General features: G+C 58.1%; 16 protein-coding genes and 1 pseudogene. 12 read left to right on the forward strand and 5 right to left on the reverse strand.

Annotated elements, in window-relative coordinates:
• The first annotated feature begins 193 nt into the window (after positions 1 to 193).
• The 8 genes and pseudogenes from QQK95_RS03945 (at position 194) to QQK95_RS03975 (ending at position 8,541) form a co-directional block, all read left to right on the forward strand.
• Positions 194 to 2,182 carry an RHS repeat protein gene (locus tag QQK95_RS03945; protein ID WP_284269120.1) on the forward strand — a complete coding sequence of 663 codons (1,989 nt, stop codon included), beginning with the start codon at positions 194 to 196 and terminating at the stop codon, positions 2,180 to 2,182.
• The gene (locus QQK95_RS03950) at positions 2,179 to 3,948 is read left to right on the forward strand and encodes an RHS repeat-associated core domain-containing protein (protein ID WP_284269122.1); all 1,770 of its coding nucleotides are present in this window, start codon (positions 2,179 to 2,181) and stop codon (positions 3,946 to 3,948) included. Before QQK95_RS03945 ends, QQK95_RS03950 begins: the two co-directional genes overlap by 4 nt.
• A 366-nt stretch (positions 3,949 to 4,314) precedes the next feature.
• Entirely contained in the window at positions 4,315 to 4,656 is a 342-nt protein-coding gene (locus tag QQK95_RS33455; RefSeq protein WP_409371649.1) for an RHS repeat-associated core domain-containing protein, read from the forward strand.
• Positions 4,657 to 4,872: 216 nt separating this feature from the next.
• Complete coding sequence (locus tag QQK95_RS03955; RefSeq protein WP_284269124.1) at positions 4,873 to 5,322, forward strand: hypothetical protein; 450 nt, start codon at positions 4,873 to 4,875, stop codon at positions 5,320 to 5,322.
• Positions 5,323 to 5,485: 163 nt separating this feature from the next.
• On the forward strand, positions 5,486 to 5,725 hold the full coding sequence (locus QQK95_RS03960) for a hypothetical protein (RefSeq protein WP_284269126.1): 240 nt from the start codon (positions 5,486 to 5,488) through the stop codon (positions 5,723 to 5,725).
• Positions 5,726 to 5,753: 28 nt separating this feature from the next.
• A pseudogene (locus QQK95_RS03965) lies at positions 5,754 to 6,950 on the forward strand (SPFH domain-containing protein); the annotation flags it as partial.
• 6 nt (positions 6,951 to 6,956) lie between these two features.
• Positions 6,957 to 7,166, forward strand: coding sequence for a hypothetical protein (locus tag QQK95_RS03970; RefSeq protein ID WP_284269128.1), 210 nt, complete (start codon positions 6,957 to 6,959; stop codon positions 7,164 to 7,166).
• Positions 7,167 to 8,415: 1,249 nt separating this feature from the next.
• Positions 8,416 to 8,541, forward strand: a complete 126-nt coding sequence (locus QQK95_RS03975; protein ID WP_284269130.1) for a hypothetical protein — start codon at positions 8,416 to 8,418, stop codon at positions 8,539 to 8,541.
• A 29-nt stretch (positions 8,542 to 8,570) separates the two neighbouring features.
• On the opposite strand, the gene QQK95_RS03980 is transcribed toward QQK95_RS03975, so the two are convergent.
• Positions 8,571 to 8,837: a hypothetical protein gene (locus QQK95_RS03980; RefSeq protein WP_284269132.1), complete on the reverse strand. Its 267-nt coding sequence runs from the start codon at positions 8,835 to 8,837 to the stop codon at positions 8,571 to 8,573.
• A gap of 695 nt (positions 8,838 to 9,532) precedes the next feature.
• Complete coding sequence (locus QQK95_RS03985) at positions 9,533 to 9,724, reverse strand: hypothetical protein (protein ID WP_284268333.1); 192 nt, start codon at positions 9,722 to 9,724, stop codon at positions 9,533 to 9,535.
• A 562-nt stretch (positions 9,725 to 10,286) separates the two neighbouring features.
• Between QQK95_RS03985 and QQK95_RS03990 the strand changes: the two genes are divergently transcribed.
• Positions 10,287 to 10,988, forward strand: a complete 702-nt coding sequence (locus tag QQK95_RS03990) for a Crp/Fnr family transcriptional regulator (RefSeq protein WP_284269133.1) — start codon at positions 10,287 to 10,289, stop codon at positions 10,986 to 10,988.
• A 1,453-nt stretch (positions 10,989 to 12,441) separates the two neighbouring features.
• Here the strand turns inward: QQK95_RS03990 and QQK95_RS03995 are convergent.
• Positions 12,442 to 12,867 (reverse strand): DUF2267 domain-containing protein, encoded by a 426-nt coding sequence (locus QQK95_RS03995; RefSeq protein ID WP_284269135.1) that lies wholly within the window; start codon positions 12,865 to 12,867, stop codon positions 12,442 to 12,444.
• 370 nt (positions 12,868 to 13,237) lie between these two features.
• On the opposite strand from QQK95_RS03995, the gene QQK95_RS04000 reads away from it, so the two are divergent.
• Positions 13,238 to 14,218 (forward strand): ribose-phosphate diphosphokinase, encoded by a 981-nt coding sequence (locus QQK95_RS04000; protein WP_284269136.1) that lies wholly within the window; start codon positions 13,238 to 13,240, stop codon positions 14,216 to 14,218.
• Here the strand turns inward: QQK95_RS04000 and QQK95_RS04005 are convergent.
• A complete protein-coding gene (locus tag QQK95_RS04005) occupies positions 14,163 to 15,233 on the reverse strand; it encodes a hypothetical protein (protein ID WP_284269137.1) in 1,071 nt (356 codons plus the stop codon). The two genes, QQK95_RS04000 and QQK95_RS04005, sit on opposite strands and share 56 nt — an antisense overlap.
• Positions 15,234 to 15,515: 282 nt before the next feature.
• Here QQK95_RS04005 and QQK95_RS04010 point away from each other — a divergent pair, with 282 nt between their 5' ends.
• Together QQK95_RS04010 and glk are read left to right on the forward strand one after the other, a co-directional pair.
• Entirely contained in the window at positions 15,516 to 16,193 is a 678-nt protein-coding gene (locus tag QQK95_RS04010; protein WP_284269138.1) for a phosphoribosyltransferase, read from the forward strand.
• Between the two features lie 298 nt (positions 16,194 to 16,491).
• Positions 16,492 to 17,544, forward strand: a complete 1,053-nt coding sequence (gene glk / locus QQK95_RS04015) for a glucokinase (RefSeq protein ID WP_284269139.1) — start codon at positions 16,492 to 16,494, stop codon at positions 17,542 to 17,544.
• A gap of 51 nt (positions 17,545 to 17,595) precedes the next feature.
• Here the strand turns inward: glk and QQK95_RS04020 are convergent, their stop codons facing one another.
• Positions 17,596 to 18,513: a 1-phosphofructokinase family hexose kinase gene (locus QQK95_RS04020; protein WP_284269141.1), complete on the reverse strand. Its 918-nt coding sequence runs from the start codon at positions 18,511 to 18,513 to the stop codon at positions 17,596 to 17,598.
• Between the last annotated feature and the right edge of the window lie 109 nt (positions 18,514 to 18,622).

Raw genomic sequence — 18,622 nt, forward strand, 5'->3', positions numbered from 1 at the left:
AAATCCTTCCGCAGGCAATCCGATCGTTCTGGGCTCGGGCGCCAAATATTATCAGGTCGAGGATTTTGCGACCCAGGACGGCCGGTTCCGGATCGGGCGGCAATACCGCAGTTTCGTCGGCGGCAGGGTCAGCAGCTACAACGAGCCTGCTCTTACGCCCGATTTCGGCTGGCAGTTCAATTTTGACTATGAGTTGCATCTGGGCGCGTTTTCGGGTTCGCCGAGTTCGCCGACCGGCAAGGTCACTTTGCTGACGCCGGACGGGTCGGGCTATGATTTTGTGCTGCAGTCAAACGGCACATGGCAGGCCCAGGCCGCGATGGGGGCAGTCTCGGGCGACTACCGGCTGGAATTGGCCGGAACCCTGCCAAGCAACCTTGCCGACATGAAGGCCGTGCCGAGGCAATGGAAGCTGACAGGTCCCGACGATCGCGTCTGGACCCTCACGACGATGTCGCCCGTCAACCTGAGCCCGGCGAGCTACAACGTTGGCCGCCCAACGATCATGCGGGAGCGTGACGGCTATGCGTGGGAACTCAACTATTCCGCGGACGGAGCGCTGACGTCGATCGTCGACAGTTTTGGCCGTACGGCGTCTTTTACCTGGCACATATACTATCCGCTGAGTGTCCCAAACGCCGCTCTCTGGCCGCGGCAGATGCCCGAAGCGGTCAAGGATATCACCTTTCCGGACGGCACGAAGGCGACGTATCTCTACGACCCGGCTCCAACGGGCACGGCGCCGTCGCCGAACATAATCCAGCATCTTGTCGGCGTGGAGTGGCGCGATTCATCCGGTGCGGTGGTCGATTCCAATGCCTATCACTATGAGGATACGACCTATCCGAAATTCCTGACTGGGGTCAGCGACCATCGCGGCGTGCGCATTGCGACTTATGCCTATGATGCGGATGGCCGGGCTGTTTCAACGGAAGGCGCCGGTGGCGCCAACCGGGTCACGGTTGCCTATGGCACATCCGGTTCGCAGCTCACCCGAACCACGACCAACGCGCTTGGACGCGTGAGCGTCTACAAATTCGACCATGTATCCGGCAGCAGCTGGGATATCCGCTTTGCCGGCGCCGACGGTGTGGCCTCGACCAATTGTCCGGCATCGGCCAGCGCGGTGACCTATGATGGCGCGGGCTTCGTCGCGTCGACGACCGACGAGGAAGGCCGCGTCACAAGCTATGTCAGGGACAGCCGCGACCGGGCGACGCAGATCACGCAGGCCTATGGCCTGCCGGAGGCGCGCCAGACCACGATCACCTGGCACCCGACCGTGAATGCCCCGCAGCAGGTCGTCGCGCCAGGCCTTACGGTGGACTACACCTACAACTCGGCAGGCCAACTGACCGGCGTGACGCAGACCGACACCACCGCGCAGACGGTTCCCTATTCGACAAACGGCCAGACACGCAGCTGGGCCTACACCTATACGACGTCCGGCCTGCTGTCCTCGGTCGACGGGCCGCTGCCGGGAACCGGCGATACGGTGTCCTACACCTATGACGCGGCAGGCTATCTCGCCAGCGTCACGGACGAAGTCGGCAATGTAACCACGGTCGGCGTCAACGGCCGCGGTCAGCCGACCGCCATCGCGGACGCAAATGGTCTCGTCAGCACGCTCACCTATGATGCAAGGGGCCGGATCACGGCCAAGGTCGACGACCCCTCGGGCATCTCGGCCAGGACCGAGTTCGCCTACGACAATGCCGGCAATGTCACCACGCTGAAGAAGCCGGACGGCTCTGTTCTGGCGATGGAGTATGACGGTGCCAACCGCGTTACGACGGTCACCAATGGCTTGGGCGACAAGGTGACCTACACCTATGACGCAATGGGCAACCGCACCCGTGAACAGTCGACGGACGTCAATTCGCAGCTGTTCTTCGAGGTCACCCGGACCTTCGATGAGCTCGGCCGGTTGCGGCAGGTCATCGGCGTCGGCCCGGCGACGTGGACGTATGGTTACGACAAGGTCGGCAACCCGACCTCCGTCACCGATCCCAACAGCAACACCGCGACATCAACCTATGACGGGCTCGACCGACTGATCAGCCTTGCCGATGAGCGCAACAGCACGACGACGCAAGGTTTCGGCGCCACCGACGACCCGACTTCCACTACGGATCCGCGCAATGTCGCCACCATTTATGTCCGTAACGGCTGGGCGAGGTGATCCAGGAGAGCAGCCCCGATATCGGCACGATGGTCTACGTGCGCAATCGTGACGGCCAGGTCACCCAGAAGACCGACGCACGCGGCATCATCACCGTCTACACCTACGACTATGCCGGGCGGATAACGACGCGGAGCTATCCGTCGGAGACCGCTTCCGACGTCGCCTACACCTATGACGGCGTGGCCGGCGGCAATCCCGGCAAGGGCCGCCTGACAAGTGTCACCGATGCCGCCGGCACGGTTTCCAACACCTATGATCTGCTCGGCCGAGTCATCCAGGAAGTGCGCACGATCGGGGTGAAATCCTACACGGTCGGCTACGCCTGGGACGACGCGGGCAACCTGCTGAGCATGACCTATCCGTCCGGCCGCGTCGTCGAATATGGCCGCGGCGCGGCAGGCGAGGTCCAACAGGTCCGTACCAGCCCGGATGCGCTGTCGTCGCCGACGGAACTGGTCTTGTGGGGCGCCTACACGCCCTTCGGCCCGCGTTCCATCACGGCCTTCGCCAACGATCTCCGGGAAAGCCGCGAGTACGATACCGATGGCCGCATCGTGGGCTACGGCGTCGAGGACCAGTCGCTCGGCCAGGATCTCATCCGGCGCGCGCTGCAATACCAGGACAAGCGCAACCTGACCTCGATCGAGGACCAGCTCAACGCCGCTAACAACGAGACCTACACCTATACGGCCAACGGCTTCATCGAGAACGCTGATGGGCCATGGGGCAGCCTCACCTACACGATCGACGGCGTCGGCAACATCACCCAGCGCACCATCACCATCGGCGGCGTCACCTCGACCGACACCTACAGCCTGCAGGGAGGCTCCAACCGGCTGACCGGCATTGTCACCGGCGGCACGCCGAGCCGTGGCTTCCAGTCCGACCTTGCCGGAAACATCAACGAAGATGCCACCGTCACGCCGGCGGTGACCAAGGCCTACAGCTACAACGCCGCCGGCCAGCTTGCAGGCGCCACCACCAACGGCTCGGCGAGCGGCGCCTATGTCTATGACTATCAGTCGCGACTGGTCTCGCGCACCATCAGCGCCTCCTCGACGACGCTGCACATGGTGCACGACCTCGATGGCAATGTGATCGCCGAATACAACGCCTCAGGCACGCTCGTCACCGAATACATCTCGGTGGATGGAAGGCCGCTGGCCATGGTCGACAACACCGGCACGACGCCCGCGCTCTACTATGTGCTGACCGACCATCTCGAACGCCCGATCATGATGACGGACGAGAGCCGCAATGTCGTCTGGCAGGCGAGCTATCTGCCCTTCGGCGAGGTGCGCAGCATCACCGGCACGGCGACACTCAACCAGCGCTTCCCGGGGCAGTGGTATCAGTTGGAGACCGGGCTTTCCTACAATTGGCACCGGCATTATGATCCAACGACAGGTCGCTATCTGCAGCCCGATCCGCTCGGGATGCCCGATGGGCCGTCGAGATGGGCATATGTCAAGAATTCGCCATTGATGTCCGTAGACCCGGACGGCCGAACCTTAGTACCTTGGTGGTCCATATTTCCGCCAAAACGACCAGAGCCTGCTCCGAATTACTGCACGGTGCCTGACGATGATGAGGAGGATGAATGCTATAAAAAGTACGAAGAGGTGGATATCCCTATGTGCAGGGGTATTTCCAGGTCTCGCGGCCCGGCCGCCGGCGAAAGGTGCTACGCCACCGCCGCCGCCAGGCTTGCAGCCTGCTACGCTGGCAAGACTATTCCTCCGCTAGACACATGGAATAACTGATATGAAAATACTAGGAAGACTCTTGATAGAGAATAATTTGTCCCCTGAGGTCGATTGCGAAATAAATGGCGTATTAAAAAATTCGGAAGGTGAGTGGGTTTGTAATCTTATTTTAAGAAAACCCATTGAGAAAACTTTAAACATACGCGCGCTGGATGAGGCTGCCGCCCTCCACAACGCGCTTTCATTCATCATAAATTTAATTAAATAGATATTATTATTAGCTGAATATATGCTATATTAATCCGCCATATAGTGGTGAAATCGCAATTCAATTCTCGGATTTTGGGTGAGGTGTGCTTAACGATAGCATCGTTGCGAGTGTATGGAATTGCGTGACGCTGCACTTTTATTCTTGAGTTCACTGTGATCGATGCAAAGCCCGACAACCCAACGGCCTTGTGCGAGCCGCAATACGAGAGTCGCAACATCGTCCGGCAGGCCAGCTATCTACCCTCCGGTGAGGTGCGCTCCATCAGCGGCACGGCGATACTCAACCAGCGCTTCCCCGGCCAGTGGTTCCAGATGGAGACGGGACTTTCCTACAACTGGCACTGGCATTACGATCCTTCAACCGGGCGTTATTTGCAGTCTGATCCGCTGGGTATGCCGGATGGGCCAAGCAGATGGGCGGTATGTGAAGAACAGCCCACTGATGGGGGTGGACCCCGAGGGGCAAACCACGCTTTTGTCAGATGTTCCCGATAATCTGTAGCCCGGCCGAGCCCCCGCCAACTTATTGTAACGCTAAGAACATATGTTCAAAACACCTAGAGGCATGCTTGATGACGTCCTTGGAAGATCAATCGGGAAGGGTGTTTGGTAATTCAAGGTGTGGAAGCTGCTACGAACGGTGTGTGGGACAAGGTTATTGGCCGTCTCGGATAGAATCTGGGACATGTATCTATCCGGGATTTGTAGACGATGATTGACGATCTGGCGGAATCTGCGTTGAGAAAATACACAAACGATTTAATGAAAAGATCTTTTGTGTCTGACTTGCCTAAAATTCAGGCGGATATCGACAAATTTATAGCAGAGTATTCAGAGACATATCCAAATTATATTGTATACGCGCGAAGAAGAGGGAACGATATAAAGAGAATGTTTTATCTAGAAAAAATGAGCGAAACAGAGGCCTATGAGTTATATTTAGATTATATGAATTTAGGTTTCGATGATTTAGGCTATGAAATTGGGGTCGTATGGTGGTTTTATAGGGCAACTAATGATGCGATAAAAAAGCAAGAATACGAGAATCATATATTGAGGGTTATTTCATCGAATTTTGATTCGGAAGAGATAAGGGAGGAGGTTCAGCTAATGCCTGACTTGGTGGAAAAGGCAAAAGTTCTCAAGAATAGATCCACCTAACCGGGAATCATATATGAGTCCAGAATGCTCACCGATCGCAGCCTGAGAGGCTTGTCCACCACCGGTTTCACCATGATTGCCGTCCTCGTTTTCCCCTCGTTGTCTCCGCCATCACCTCCACCTTCGAATTACGGTGACAGTGCACTTTATGTCTGAGTGGACTGTGCCTAAAGCAAAACCCTCTGATCTATCGGCCTTTCCCGAGCCACACTCATCCGGCTTCGCCCTCGTTGCCGTCCTCATCTTCCTCCTCATCGTTTCCGCCATCACCTCGACCTTTGCCCTGACCGCCTGGACGCGGCTCAAGATCGCTTCCAACGAGACCGAAAGCCAGCGGCTCGGTCTGCTCGCCGAGGGCCTGACCAACGTGCTGGCGGCGCGGCTGTCAGGGGGACGGGGCTGATCTCGATCTGCGTCTACGGTTGGCGACCTCGCTATCGGTCGTCGTCTCCTATAACGGCCGCCACGGCACGGACATATCCGGGCAGGCATACCGTCACGGCGAGCTGGTCGAAATCGGCGCACGCGGTGTCTGGTCAACGCCGCTGCTGCCAGGCAAGTATGCGTTCAATACCTATGCCGGCAAGATTATCACCGTGCCGACCACCAACTTCGTGCTCAAATGGACGAAGGAGCAGTTTGGCGAACACAGGCTGGACGAGAACCTGTCTGAAGTGTCGCTGATCACCAAGGATGCGTTCGAGCCTGTGCTGCCGCTCTCCGTCGTCGTGCATATCGACTATATGAAGGCGCCGCTCGTGGTGCAGCCTTTCGGTGACATCAAGCGGCTGGTCGAACAAACGCTCGATCCGATGGTCTCCGCTTATTTCAAGAATATCGCCCAAACAAAGACGCTGATCCAGCTTTTGCAGGAGCGTAGCGATATCCAGCGCAAATCGGGCGAGGAGATGCGCGAAAAATTCAATACCTACAGCCTTGAGTTGCAGGAAGTGTTGATTGGCACGCCCAGGGCCGCCAATGGCCAGAACAGCATAGAGCAGATCCTGATCCAGCTGCGCGAGCGCCAGATCGCAGTCGAAAAGGTCGAGACTTATAAATTGCAGGAGAAGGCGGCCATTCAGGAACGCACGTTGCGTGAGAAGGAGGCGCTCGCCGAACAGCAAGCCAAGATCACGACGTCGGCACTTACCATCGAGATCAGCGAGAACGAGGGCAAGGCGCAACTTGCCCGCACCCACCAGCAGGCCGAAACCATTCAGGTCACCGCCAAGGCGGAGGCCGAGAAGGTGCGCCTCGGCGGCCAGGGCGAGGCCGACATGATCAAGGCTATCGCGCTTGCCGATGCCGAACGCATCAAGGCGACCGGTTTTGCCGATGCCGAGAAGGTGCGCGCAATCGGTCTGGCCGAGGCCGAGGCCACAGAGAAGAAGGTCGCGGCCTTCGGCGGCCCGGACTATCAGCTCAATTCGCAGGTTCTCATGCGCTTTGCCGAAGCGATCGAAAATGGCAGGCTACCGCTCGTGCCGCAAATCCAGATCGGCGCTACTGGCGGCGGGAAGGGGGCTGCCAATGGCCTTGTCGAGATGATGCTTTCGATGCTCGTTGCCGACCGGATTGGACCGCAAACCGTACCCGATGCGATCCCGGAACCCGTTGAGGAGGAATGATTGAGGATGGGCCGGTTGTACCGCCCCATTTTGCGCTCTGCCGAAACGTGCCACGGTCTCGGAGCGGCGACGGGACTTGCCTACATCGCACATGTCGTCGATATGAAGGTCGATGAGTTCGCCGAAAGCTTTCTGGCGCGCTATACGGGAATTCGCCGGCGTTTCACCTCGATCGACCTGGTACTCGGTTTCGGTCGCTCAATTCCAGTGATTTGATGTTAAAAAATGGCGAAATATCAAGATCATAGAGTGGCTATTGCACCCATGATGGATCGGGCAGATAGATAAGTAATATCAGATAGTTGTGGGAGGCCGTGTGCAAAAATCGCACACAAAAGTTCTGCTTCTCTTCTTTTTTCGTTCCCACGACAGAGCCGCCGACAATCCTATTCGGATGCTCTTTTGCCGACGATATTGGTCGCTTCGTCGCAGACGTTCGCCACGATTTCCGTGGCACCGCAGTGTCCGATGCGGCCTTCAGTTCCCCTGGGGTTCCTGGAAGCTTTTCGAATTTTCTGGGTCACTCCGCAGTCCGAATTGCGGGTGCTCATGGACAAAGTAGGATACTAGATTCGGCTTTTGCATGGCTCTGGAAGGGATAGACCACGTTGCGTCCGAAAGCGCGACGGCACGACTTCCAAGCATCATGTTTTGAACGGCAGCTTCGCGCCTCAATTCAGACGTTTAGATTAGTTTTGCCGCTTCCCCAAAGCCGACATCCAACCACAGGGCTGAGGAGCGTGGTTGCTCGCGACTGCTCAGCGTGTTGATCTTGGCCCGCTAAAGAACGCGCGCCAAACAAGGCCGACCTCAAGCAGGATTTTGAGAAGCGGGGCAAGGGCCACTGCAAGTTGAAGATTTCCCAGATGCCCGCGATAATAAACACAGCCCCGCCGATCCGCTAAAGGCCGTCATTCTTTTCGCTTGCTATCCGCAAGGTCGCCTGTGCCGAAAGAACGATGATGCCAAGCCGGCGAGAAACCATCCTCATCCGACATTGGCGAGGATCGAGGCCCCGAACCAGATTAGGAATGCTGCCCACGGCGCCGTATCGATCCGGCGACCTGGTTCACTTCTGGGCGAGACGTCAGGCCTATCGCTCCGATGAGGGGTCTCGCTTCCCATGACTTCCTCCTTCCAAACTAGTTCTTGCCCGCGAGTGGCGGTTCCGAACCGTAACCATGGTGTCGCAGCCTTTGCGAAGCCGAAATCCGCACGCCTAATCGATTTGTTATGTCGAAGCGAGCCGCTTGGCACCCAAGTACATTAATGCCGACGCTACACGGGTTCGGTTCCAACCGGCTGTTTCGGCGCGGTTTATTAGGTCATCGACATGGGAAGCTAAAGCATCCTGGCAATCAGCGTCATACGGAGTTGCGCTTACCTCATGAGCGGGGGATCTAACTGTGGCTTCGTTTGCCATCAAGGGTCTCGTGAAAATGAATAGATGGGGGAAAGGCGGCCGGTGGCTGTGGCAACCGCCCTTTGTGGGGACATTTCCGAGCAGCAGGCGAACGACCTGATCAAGCTCATCGGCACCGACTGGAACTGGCCGTTGCGCGAGGCGCGCTTTCTAACGGAGCGCAATTAACTTAGGGACTGCCTGTCGCCGATCTCTTGTCAGTCTGCCCCATCGATCAGCGCCTTGTTTCGCGTCAGCGGAACGTAGCTCTGTACCAGGCGCACCTTGTCCTGATCGACCGTGACCAAGGTTCCCAATGTCACCGTCACCTTGCCCTCGTCTATCCGGGCGACGTCGCCGATCAACTCGATTGGCTGGCCCTTTACGACCTCGGTGGTCCGATCAATGATGGAATGGGAGAAATTATAGCTTGGGATTGAAACGCTGATGCGGTCGTCGGTCACGCGCTTGATGACGGTGGCCATGATTGCCACCTCGTCGCCGACCTTGATGCTACCCCGTGCCATACCTTGATTCTGGAGCGCGAAATTGCGGCGTCAAGAATTAGCGATATCTAATTTATCGATTGGACCGGGTGGTGCCTGGCTTGTCGATGCGACTGTGCGCCGGGATGGGTCGCTGGCTTCTTCCGGGAGTGCCTCGTCCAAGCTCGCCTTGCCGTTCGAATGATGCCAGTCTCTTGGGCTCGGCGCATTTTGCCCGAGCCGGCGGCGACACACACACCCCAACAACCGCCGGTTAGGCCCGGCAGCTGACCGAGTGCCCCAAATCGTCAACCGCCGGGCCGCCAGGTTTTATGCTCCATGCAGAGGGAAGCGCGGACTTGATCGATCCGCCTGGTGGGCCAGGCGTGATGGCGCCCCGCCGCCACCAGGCTGTTGCCGGAATTTCAGGTGCGCTGAAAAAATCGACAGCTTCTTTTCATAGCCTATGCGCACCATAGCTTTGCAGCTGTCGCATCTGAAGCTTCCGACTGTGCGGAGCCAGGAACCAGACCTGACCATAGGGTGTGAACAGGCTGGACAGTGGAACTGCATCGGCACGTTGCTCAGCTCATTGCACAAAGCCATTTCCGTCGTTCTCCCAACCGGTGTTCCGGCCCAGTTCGGCGTACGTCTCCCAAAGCCCCACTCGCACCGGTCATTCCCCAACAGACAGCTTAAAGCCGATCGAAATCGACAAGTCCGAGACGTCTTCGCTGGCCCTCGGCATAGGCCAGGGCGAATGACTCCAGTTCGAATGCTCGGGTTAGTTCTTCGTCGCCATCGACTACGCGGACGAACCACTCTCCGCAGGCTTCCATGACTTCAACGCAAGGATTGACATTGCTGCCAGGCGTCACGCTGTCCATCGCAAGCTCCACAGAAAGAATGAGTGTCTAAAGGCGACCAGAATATGACGATTATCCGCGGCTTACACTGGGTTTGTCGGCCCTGCGTGTCGCCGCATCTATCTGCGAAAGCTTTGTCCGTTCCTCGTCCAGCAGCTGCAAAAGCGTCTTCCGGGTTGCGAGGTCGGATTCCGTCTCCAGCCTCTCTTCGAAGTGCTTGATGTTTTCCAGGTGCACAAACTCAGCGTATCTGTGTGGCATCAGGCGTTCCCTCGACGGACCGAAGCGTGTGATGGACACCTTAAGTCAGCGGCGCTGAGCATAAGCGCCTCGGAATGGTGACGCTTGAATACCTCTCACTCCGATCGGGCATGGTTCAGAAGCCGCGCTTACGCGCAATCTGTCCCCCGGCGAGGCTCGGCGTCTGCCCGGTACCGTGCATAGCCATTTCTTGAGTGCGGACTATCTGGCTTTGCTTGCCAATTGCCGCATGCGGAGCTACCTATTGGCTCATCGTCGGTCACAGCTTGAGGCGCCGGCGACTGAGAGTTCGCTGCGCTCCCGCCTGTTCCACGAGAGCGCCATGGCTGCCGTTTCGCCAAATCGTCTATTGTCGTCGCTGGCGCCCGAAGCGTTCGAATTTCTACGCCCCCACCTGAAACCCGTCGAGCTGGTGCAAGGAACCGTCTTGGTCGAAGGCGGCGGCGAAATTGCTCAAGTGTATTTTCCCCATGGCGGGATCATTTCCATGGTGGTGAGGCTCGAAACGGGAGCAACGGTAGAAGTCGCAATGGTTGGCAGTGACGGCCTGTTCGGCGCCTTTGCCGCACTGGATGGCAAGATCTCTCTGAACACAGCCATCATTCAACTGTCCGGAAACGCATCGGTGTTGGAGACCTCCCGTCTGCGGGCGGCGGCCGACCAAAGCGCGCCCTTTCGTGCGCTCCTTATGCGGCACGAACAGGTCATCTTCGCGCAAGCGCTGCAGTCAGCTGCGTGCAATGCGTCTCATACGGTCCAGGCGCGCTTGTCACGCTGGCTGCTGCGTGCCCGCGATCTGTCCGGAAGCGACACCCTGTCATTTACACAGGAGTTTCTGGCTCAGATGCTGGGCACTCAACGCAACAGCGTGTCGATCGTTGCGAATACACTCCAGCAGGCCGGCCTCATCCGATATCACCGGGGCCACATCGAAATCACCAATGCAGAGGGCCTGTTGGAAAGCTCCTGCGAGTGCTATGGGACCGTCAAGGCATACTACGACAAACTCCTGCGCGGCCGCTAGGCTCGGAGCGCCCTCTCAAGCTCTCGAGTGATGCTGCGCAGAGGCGGAATCCACCGCCGTTGTTGCCGCTGAAGCACCAATCCCTCCAGACGGCATCCTGCTATTTTGGCGACGTGCGCCATCCACCCGTTGGGCTCGTTGGAGCCTCTTGTATTCCGCATCCAGCAAACGGGAAATCTGCCGACGCTTAAGGGGATCTAATTGTACAGCCATCAATCTTCGCCAGTAATGGGCGATGTTCGCTTTATGGATCAAAGCTGCCTTCGACCGTGCCATGGCTGCTGACAGAGCACTCAGTCAGGGTCGGAGATATAGGCGAAGATTTGGCGCCGCTCCAGTTCCCGCGCGACTTCCCCGGGAAGGCGATAGCAATTGCAGCGGATAGCATGCCTCAAATGCCAAGATAGGCCGTCGTTGGAAGTCGGCTCCCGTGGCGCCAGGTTTTCGCTATGCCACTGGATGTTGACCGACCTGGCAAACCTAAAATGCAACGGCTCGTGCAACATTAGAGGCCTCCTTTTCGAGGAAGCCTATCTTCGCACGCATCGACCCGGGTTGATCTGAGTCAAGCGTGTCGATGGTTGCGCGATTTATCGTTGCTGCCTCAGTTGAATGATTGCTGCTTGGTCTGAGAGGTCGAAGATGACACTTTCTGAGAGCTTAACTTCTGTCGATCTGACCTACCAATGTCCGGGCTGCCAATTCCCTCTCGTCAAGCGTGGAAGTTGGTTCCGCGTCGTGTCCAAATATCGATGCGAAGGTTGCGGACGCACGATCCGAATTGGCTACCCTGAAAAGCTCAGGTTATTCGACAAGCATGCCCACCTAAGCGGCTTGATGCAAGCCGATGGCCGAATGGCCTGCGCGGCAGGCCGGCGGGGGCGGGACCCGCACCAGCCATCGCTGATTGGCAATCGCGCGATTAAACCTTTCGGACTATCCACACCGGGGAGTTAACCCCTTGTGGAACCAGGCGGGCCGGGCGCGAGCCCCCGGCCAAGCCCGCCCACCCAAACACCAAGCGGAAGTCGATGAGACTGCCGCGGTAGGTGCAGTTCGTTCACGTGCCACCCGAGGTCGGTCAGGTCGTATTGGCTCATGTTGAGCCTGAACCCGATTTACCTCGGCTTGGGAATGCCGTTTGTCGTCCAAGGCTTCGATCATTATCGAAAATGCACTCCGTATAGAGAACATCTAAAATCGTCATCTTCCTGGACATGTTGCGACCGTGTGGGCACAGAACGAAGCATGGTCGGCGAGCGGTTCTGATGCCGGGGCACAATCCAATCGAACGGCCGCCGATCGCCCAAACTATTCTGGTTGGATTATAGCACCCGGCGCGCCAGGGACATCACCTCGCGGCTGCGCAAATACGGTCGGCTGATACAGACAGAGTTTCACGACCTCGACGTCACGTCTTTTTCCCACCTCCTTGTTGATCCCGGAATATGGATCAATCCACCGGCCAGAGTTGACGGAGCGATTTCTTCATCGAGTTCCGAACCTGGACGATTTCGCCATGGGATATGTGGCGGTCGAGTAATTTGAAAACGGCTCTGATCGCCTGATCGATATCGATGTCGATCTCGTCCCCGAAGTTGCTCCTGACGCAAATAACGAAGTCGCTCTTCTTCCTTTCCCATGTCGGGCTGTCCGGTTTCCAACCTTCGAAATACATGCCTCTGATGAGTGTGGGCAACTGAGCTGAGAGATCAGCCATCTCCGCTGGCGAGAGCCAGTCTCGCAATGCGTGCAGGACGGATTTCAGAAATCGGTATGTATTTTGTTCGTTCCAGCCCAAATCTCGGGCCAACTCGTTCACCCATTGCTGGGCCTGCTCGGCGGCGTGGGTAAAACCCGTAACTGAAGTGTGTGTCATACGATCGCTCCTTCAATTTATCTTCTCATTCTGGCGCATGAAGCGAGATGTTCGCATTGAGCCGGATCAAACCATCGTGGTGACCATGCCAGGCGAGCGGGCCGGGCTGGCGGGTCCTGCATGCCGGGCACGACAATGCCTTCCGAGTAATCAGCTGCGAGTTCCCGATGTTGGGCTGCCAGGCTCTGCAAGGTCTGCCATTTCATTGGCCTGACGCCCGGACTTGGTCTCACGATTTTGCCGCGGCTCCGGCACGGTTCTCCCCTACGCAAGTGTTGAAGATGGTCGATAGTCATTCCGAGGCCATGCGGCGGCTCGCATCCTTGACGCGCGTCAATCCATCAGTTCTCCAAACCGGTTAGAAGGAAACATGCGTTTCTTCGCTCTCAAAGGTTCGGAACAACTTGGCGCGGCCGTAGCGCAAGTGCTTTCGATCGAACTCGACCCTCATGAAGAGAGAGATTTCGAGGATGGGGAACACAAGGCTCGCCCGCTGGTCAGCGTGCGCGGCAGGGATGTCTATGTGCTGCACAGTCTCGCTGGAAGTGGCAGCGCCTCTGCCAACGACAGACTGTGCAAGCTCCTTTTCTTCCTGGCGACATGCAAGGAGAACGGTGCTGCGCGTGCAACGGCGGTCGTTCCCTATCTCGCCTATGCGCGCAAGGACCGGCAAACCAAGGCGCGCGATCCCGTCACCACGCGCTATGTCGCGCAACTCTTCGAGGCTATGGGCACCGACCGGATTGTCACGCTCGACGTCCACAATTTCGCGGCTTTCCAGAATGCCTTTCGATGCGAGAGCGTGCATCTCGATACGCGAAAGTTGTTTGCTCCACTGATAGGCAAGCTGGCCGGCGACCTGCCGGTGACCATCTTCTCGCCCGATGGCGGTGGCGTGAAACGCGCGCAACTGCTCAAAGAGGTTCTGGAGGCAGAGAGCGATAAAGAAATCGGATTCGGCTTCATGGAAAAGCGCCGCAGCCGGAACGTGGTTTCCGGCGAACTGTTCGCTGGCGACGTCGTCGACCATGCCGTTTTCATCGTCGACGATATGATCAGCACTGGTGGCACCATGCTGCGCGCAGCACTTGCCTGTCGTGAACGCGGCGCCCGAACCGTTCATGCGATCGCCACGCACGGATTGTTTGGCAAGGGGGCCGAAATGCTGTTCGGCAGCCAGGCGATAGACCGCATCACCGTCACTGACAGCGTGGACTCGGCCGCACTAGCCAAAGCCCGTCACCCGCAGGCGCCCCTGGACATTCTGCCGATCGGTCGCCTGATTGGCAAGGCGATCAGGCGTCTCCACACGCCCGGATCGATTTCCGACCTGATCGGGATTGATGACTGAAAATCTCGCGCTCCGCCTGCCTGATGTAGCCGATCGCCTGCGGGCGCCATTTTTCTGGATGACGGATAGGTGTCTCAAGGAGATGCGCGAGCCCCAAACGGGCCCTCAGCAAAGCTCGGAAACCGCCATAGAGCGCCAGCAATTCGGCATCAGGGCGGTCCGGCAGCCGGCCCTCCAGAGCCTTGACCAGGAGCGGCCGAATCCATGGCGCGCCAAGCATCTCGCATTCCAAGCCGAGATAGTTGATCTCGTCATAGGGATCGACGATGCGCATCGATCGGTTGAACTCGAGGCAGTCGATGATTTGGGGTGGCTGACCAATGCAGACGTGTTCGGGGCGCAGGTCACCATGCCCCTCGACGATGGCGCCGCGAAGGATTCGTGCTTCGATCCGAGACCTTAATCGCTGCAGCAGACTGTCTACTGTGTCCAAAGTGCCGGACACCATTTCCACCAACGCGAATTCGGGCCGGAGCAGAATGGCGCGGTTGATGCGCTGCTCTTCAGTAAGGTGGCGCAGATAGGCGCCGCCGCCGTCAATTTCAGCTTGGCGTTGCGCATAAAAGGCCGCCAGCGCTTTGGCGACGTCGTCTATCTCAGTCGCCGCCAGGCGTCCGAGGGCGATGCGCTCGTCCAGCATGTCGCCGTGCGGCAGGCGCTTCATTTCGACCAGCCAGTCTACGACGCGGCCACCACCTCCGAGGGTTAGTCGGCCTGATAGGTCGCGGCGAAGAGGAACGACCCGCCGATAGGTTTCGGCGGCTAGGCGAGCGTTCAGCCGCAATTCCTCGCCACAGTAGAAGTGCCGCTTCGTGATGGTGCTGAAGTCGAGGAACGCATGCCTGACCGGCTTCTTGAGCTTGTAGACCAGATCGTCCGTGAGGAAGACCCAGGACATATGCGTCTCGCGGACATCCACATGTGTCGTTGCAACCCCGTATGCCGCCGGATCGCTGAGAAAGCGCACCTTCGCCGCCAGCTCCGCAAATTGCCGATGTCCCATCATCATCATCATCGGCACAATGGTGGCCAGAAGCGATCCGTACTTTGACGCGTGTCAAGGACGTGCCCGCTGCCCGTGACATTTTGGGTGCAATTCCGGCTGCATGTCATGGAGCGCAACACCATCGGCGATCTTTGTCTGTATCTGGATGGCGTTTTTCCGCGGGTTCGCCGGCAAGGCATGGCCTGATCAATATCGGCAAGTCGAAAGCGCAGGTCTATCTGCAGGCAAGACCGGACTGACTTTTGAAGACGTGGCGGGCGGCCGCCCGCAATGCGAGAGAGGCTTGATCCCATGCTGTTCGCAGATCGCTCCGAGGCAGGAAAACGGCTTGGCAAGGCCCTTGATCGCTATCGAGGCGATAATGTCGTGGTACTGGCCTTGCCCCGAGGCGGCGTCCCAGTGGCGGCAGAGGTCGCCTCCCATCTGAAGGCTCCTCTCGACCTGCTTCTGGTGCGTAAGATTGGAGTGCCAACCCACCCCGAACTTGCCATGGGCGCGATCATCGACGGCGATGATCCCATCGTTGTGCGCAACGAAGATGTCATTCGCCTTGCCTGGGTTTCGGCGGCAGAGTTTGACAAGTCATGCGAAAGGGAACTCGCCGAGATCGAGCGCCGACGTCGTCTCTACGTCGGCAATCGCCATCATGTCGATGTCAAGAGCAGGATAGCAATCATAGTCGACGACGGGATCGCAACGGGCGCAACCGTTCGGGCTGCGATCCGCGGCCTACGACGGCGCAAGCCCTGCAGCATCGTAGCGGCCGTTCCTGTCGCCCCGCCTGAAACGATCGAGGAACTGAGGAAAGAGGCCGACGATGTCATCTGCCTTGAAGAGCCCGAATTTTTCCAGGCAATCGGCCTCTATTATCGCGATTTCCATCAATTGAGAGACGAGGACGTGATCGCCTTGATGGGCGCTGCACAGGGCAGGGCATCTGCGGGACGCTCGTCGTCGGTCGACGAATAGTGCTTCAGCTACCCCGATGGGTGGACAGCGCCCATGATTGCAATCATCGCTGAAAGCGGCCGATTTGGACTTCAAAATCGGCATGCCTAACGACTACATTTGTGTTGAATGCTTCGAGGGCCATGCGTTTTTCCAGAGGCGCTCATCATTGAAGCTCAAGCAGCGGCACGGGTTGCCCGTTGACGTGAATCAAAATGGCTTTGGGTGCCTGTGCTAACATTCATACTGTTAAGTGTTTGGTGGCGGCGTCGTTGTGCGTTGCCTTTGAGCCTATTCATTTGAAGTGAGTGTTGGAGACATGACGCTACCCGATAAATCTCGCACCGCTCTTGTGGCTGACATAGGCGGGACCAACGCGCGGTTCGCGATTGCGGACATCGATGAGCTCACAATCAAACATTTCGCCAGTTTCCAGTGCGACCTGTTCCCATCGCTCCAGGCCGCGGTCAAAGCCTACATGGATTGCATCCCGCATCGGCCCTCGATCGCTGGTTTTGCGATTGCCGGTCCCGTTGCGGAAGAGACCGTCCGCATGACAAATCTTCCATGGTCCTTCTCGCGCAAGGATCTGTGCTCGGCAAGCGGCGCCAAGTATGTTCATTTGGTCAATGATTTCGAGGCGCTCGCCCTGTCTCTGCCCTTCTTGGGCCCACACGACCTCCACAAGATCGGCGGAAGAGAGCCAGTGGATCGCGCGCCGAAGGTGGTGCTTGGACCTGGCACGGGTCTGGGCGTCGCCGGTCTTGTCCCGTCTCCGTCAGGATGGATCTCAATTGCCAGCGAAGGAGGCCACATTTCCTTCGCGGCCGAAGATGCGGATGAGCTCTCACTCATCAATCGCATCGCAAAGAACGAAAAGCACGTGTCGGCAGAGCGTCTGATTTCGGGTCCAGGGCTCGTGCAGATCTACAAGGCGCTGGCCGAGACGCAGGAGGGCGCAGCGGTACTGGCGTCGGCACCTGAGATTGTGGAGCAGGCACTGCACGCCGAGAATCGTCTCGCCCTTGAGGCTCTTGGATATCTTGAGAGATGGCTCGGCCGTTTCGCTGGAGACATGGCCCTTGTCTACGGTGCCCGCGGCGGCGTCTATCTTGGCGGAGGCATCCCCGCGAGGGTTTTCGACCCTTCAGAAGCCACCGCTTTCCGTTTGGCATTTTTCCATAGGGAGTTTCAATACAAGGGGCGCCTGTCGTCATTTCTTGAACCGATCCCGATCTTTGTGATCAAGGCGCTGGATGCAGGATTGCGAGGCGCGGCAGTGGCGCTGTCTCAAGCCGAATTTCTGTCAGAAGGCATTAGCAGTGCTTCGGGCGGTAGGTCCGCGTCAGATCTTGTTCGACAGCCTGGCTAACAGGCCTCGACATCCGGCAGCTTTGTTCGGTGGTGGCAGCCACTATTTTGACTATGCAGCCACGCTGAGGTCGAACACATCCTTTCGACGGCAAAGCTCAAAGCCGGGTCTCATAATTGCAGCCGCACCGGCTGCAACACCCAATCTGAGGGCGTCCTCAGGGGCCCTACCTTCCGAAAGTGCCCAGATCATCGCTCCTAGGAAGCTGTCTCCCGCGCCGACGGTAGAACGCGCGCGCACCTTGATCGCAGGTACGCGGAGTACACCTTTGGCGCTGGCAAGGAGTGCGCCGTCCGCCCCCATGGTAACCGCGACCAGTTCTGCCGCGCCACGGGCGACGATGTCGGACGCTGCTTGGCGGACACCCAGTTCATCAAGTTTGTGGCCGACGAACTGCTCCAACTCCCCAAGGCTCGGTTTCACCAGGAAGACACGAGAATGCATGAGTGTCGTCCCGAGACCGGTGCCAGAACTGTCGAGAACAAATCTTGCACCACGCGCTGCTGCCAACTTGGCCATTCGGCCGTAAATGTCGGAAGCTGTGTTTTTGGGGAGACTTCCGCTCGCGATAACGTACTGCCCTGCGTGAGATGAAATTATATCCAGACACGGCTTCAATTCTCCGAGGCGCACCGAAGGCCCTTCGGGAACAAAGCGATATTCGAGGCCCGTGCTGCGCTCGCGAACCATGAAGCTGATCCTGGTATCGCCCTTGATTGGCACATGACGACCGAGGACTCCTTCCTTTTGCAGCAGGCGAGCCAGTAGCGAGCCTGTCTCTCCTCCTGCAAGGAAGTAGGCTTCGGCTTCTCCTCCTAATGCCGTGATCACGCGGGCGACATTGATGCCACCACCGCCGGGATCAAATCTTGTGTCGATGGTTCGCACCTTGCGAGTGGGATGCACAGTTTCCGTTTCGCTTGACATGTCGACCGCTGGGTTCAGCGTAATGGTCAGGATTTGTGTCACTTCGCCAGATCTTCCTCACCCAGCCACCGCCGCCTAATCACGTAAGTCGATGCGCTGAAGCAGGTTGCGCAACTGGTCGGTCGGCGCTTTGACGTGGCTCAAAGATATC

Source organism: Mesorhizobium huakuii (assembly GCF_030160235.1).
Taxonomy (GTDB): domain Bacteria; phylum Pseudomonadota; class Alphaproteobacteria; order Rhizobiales; family Rhizobiaceae; genus Mesorhizobium; species Mesorhizobium huakuii.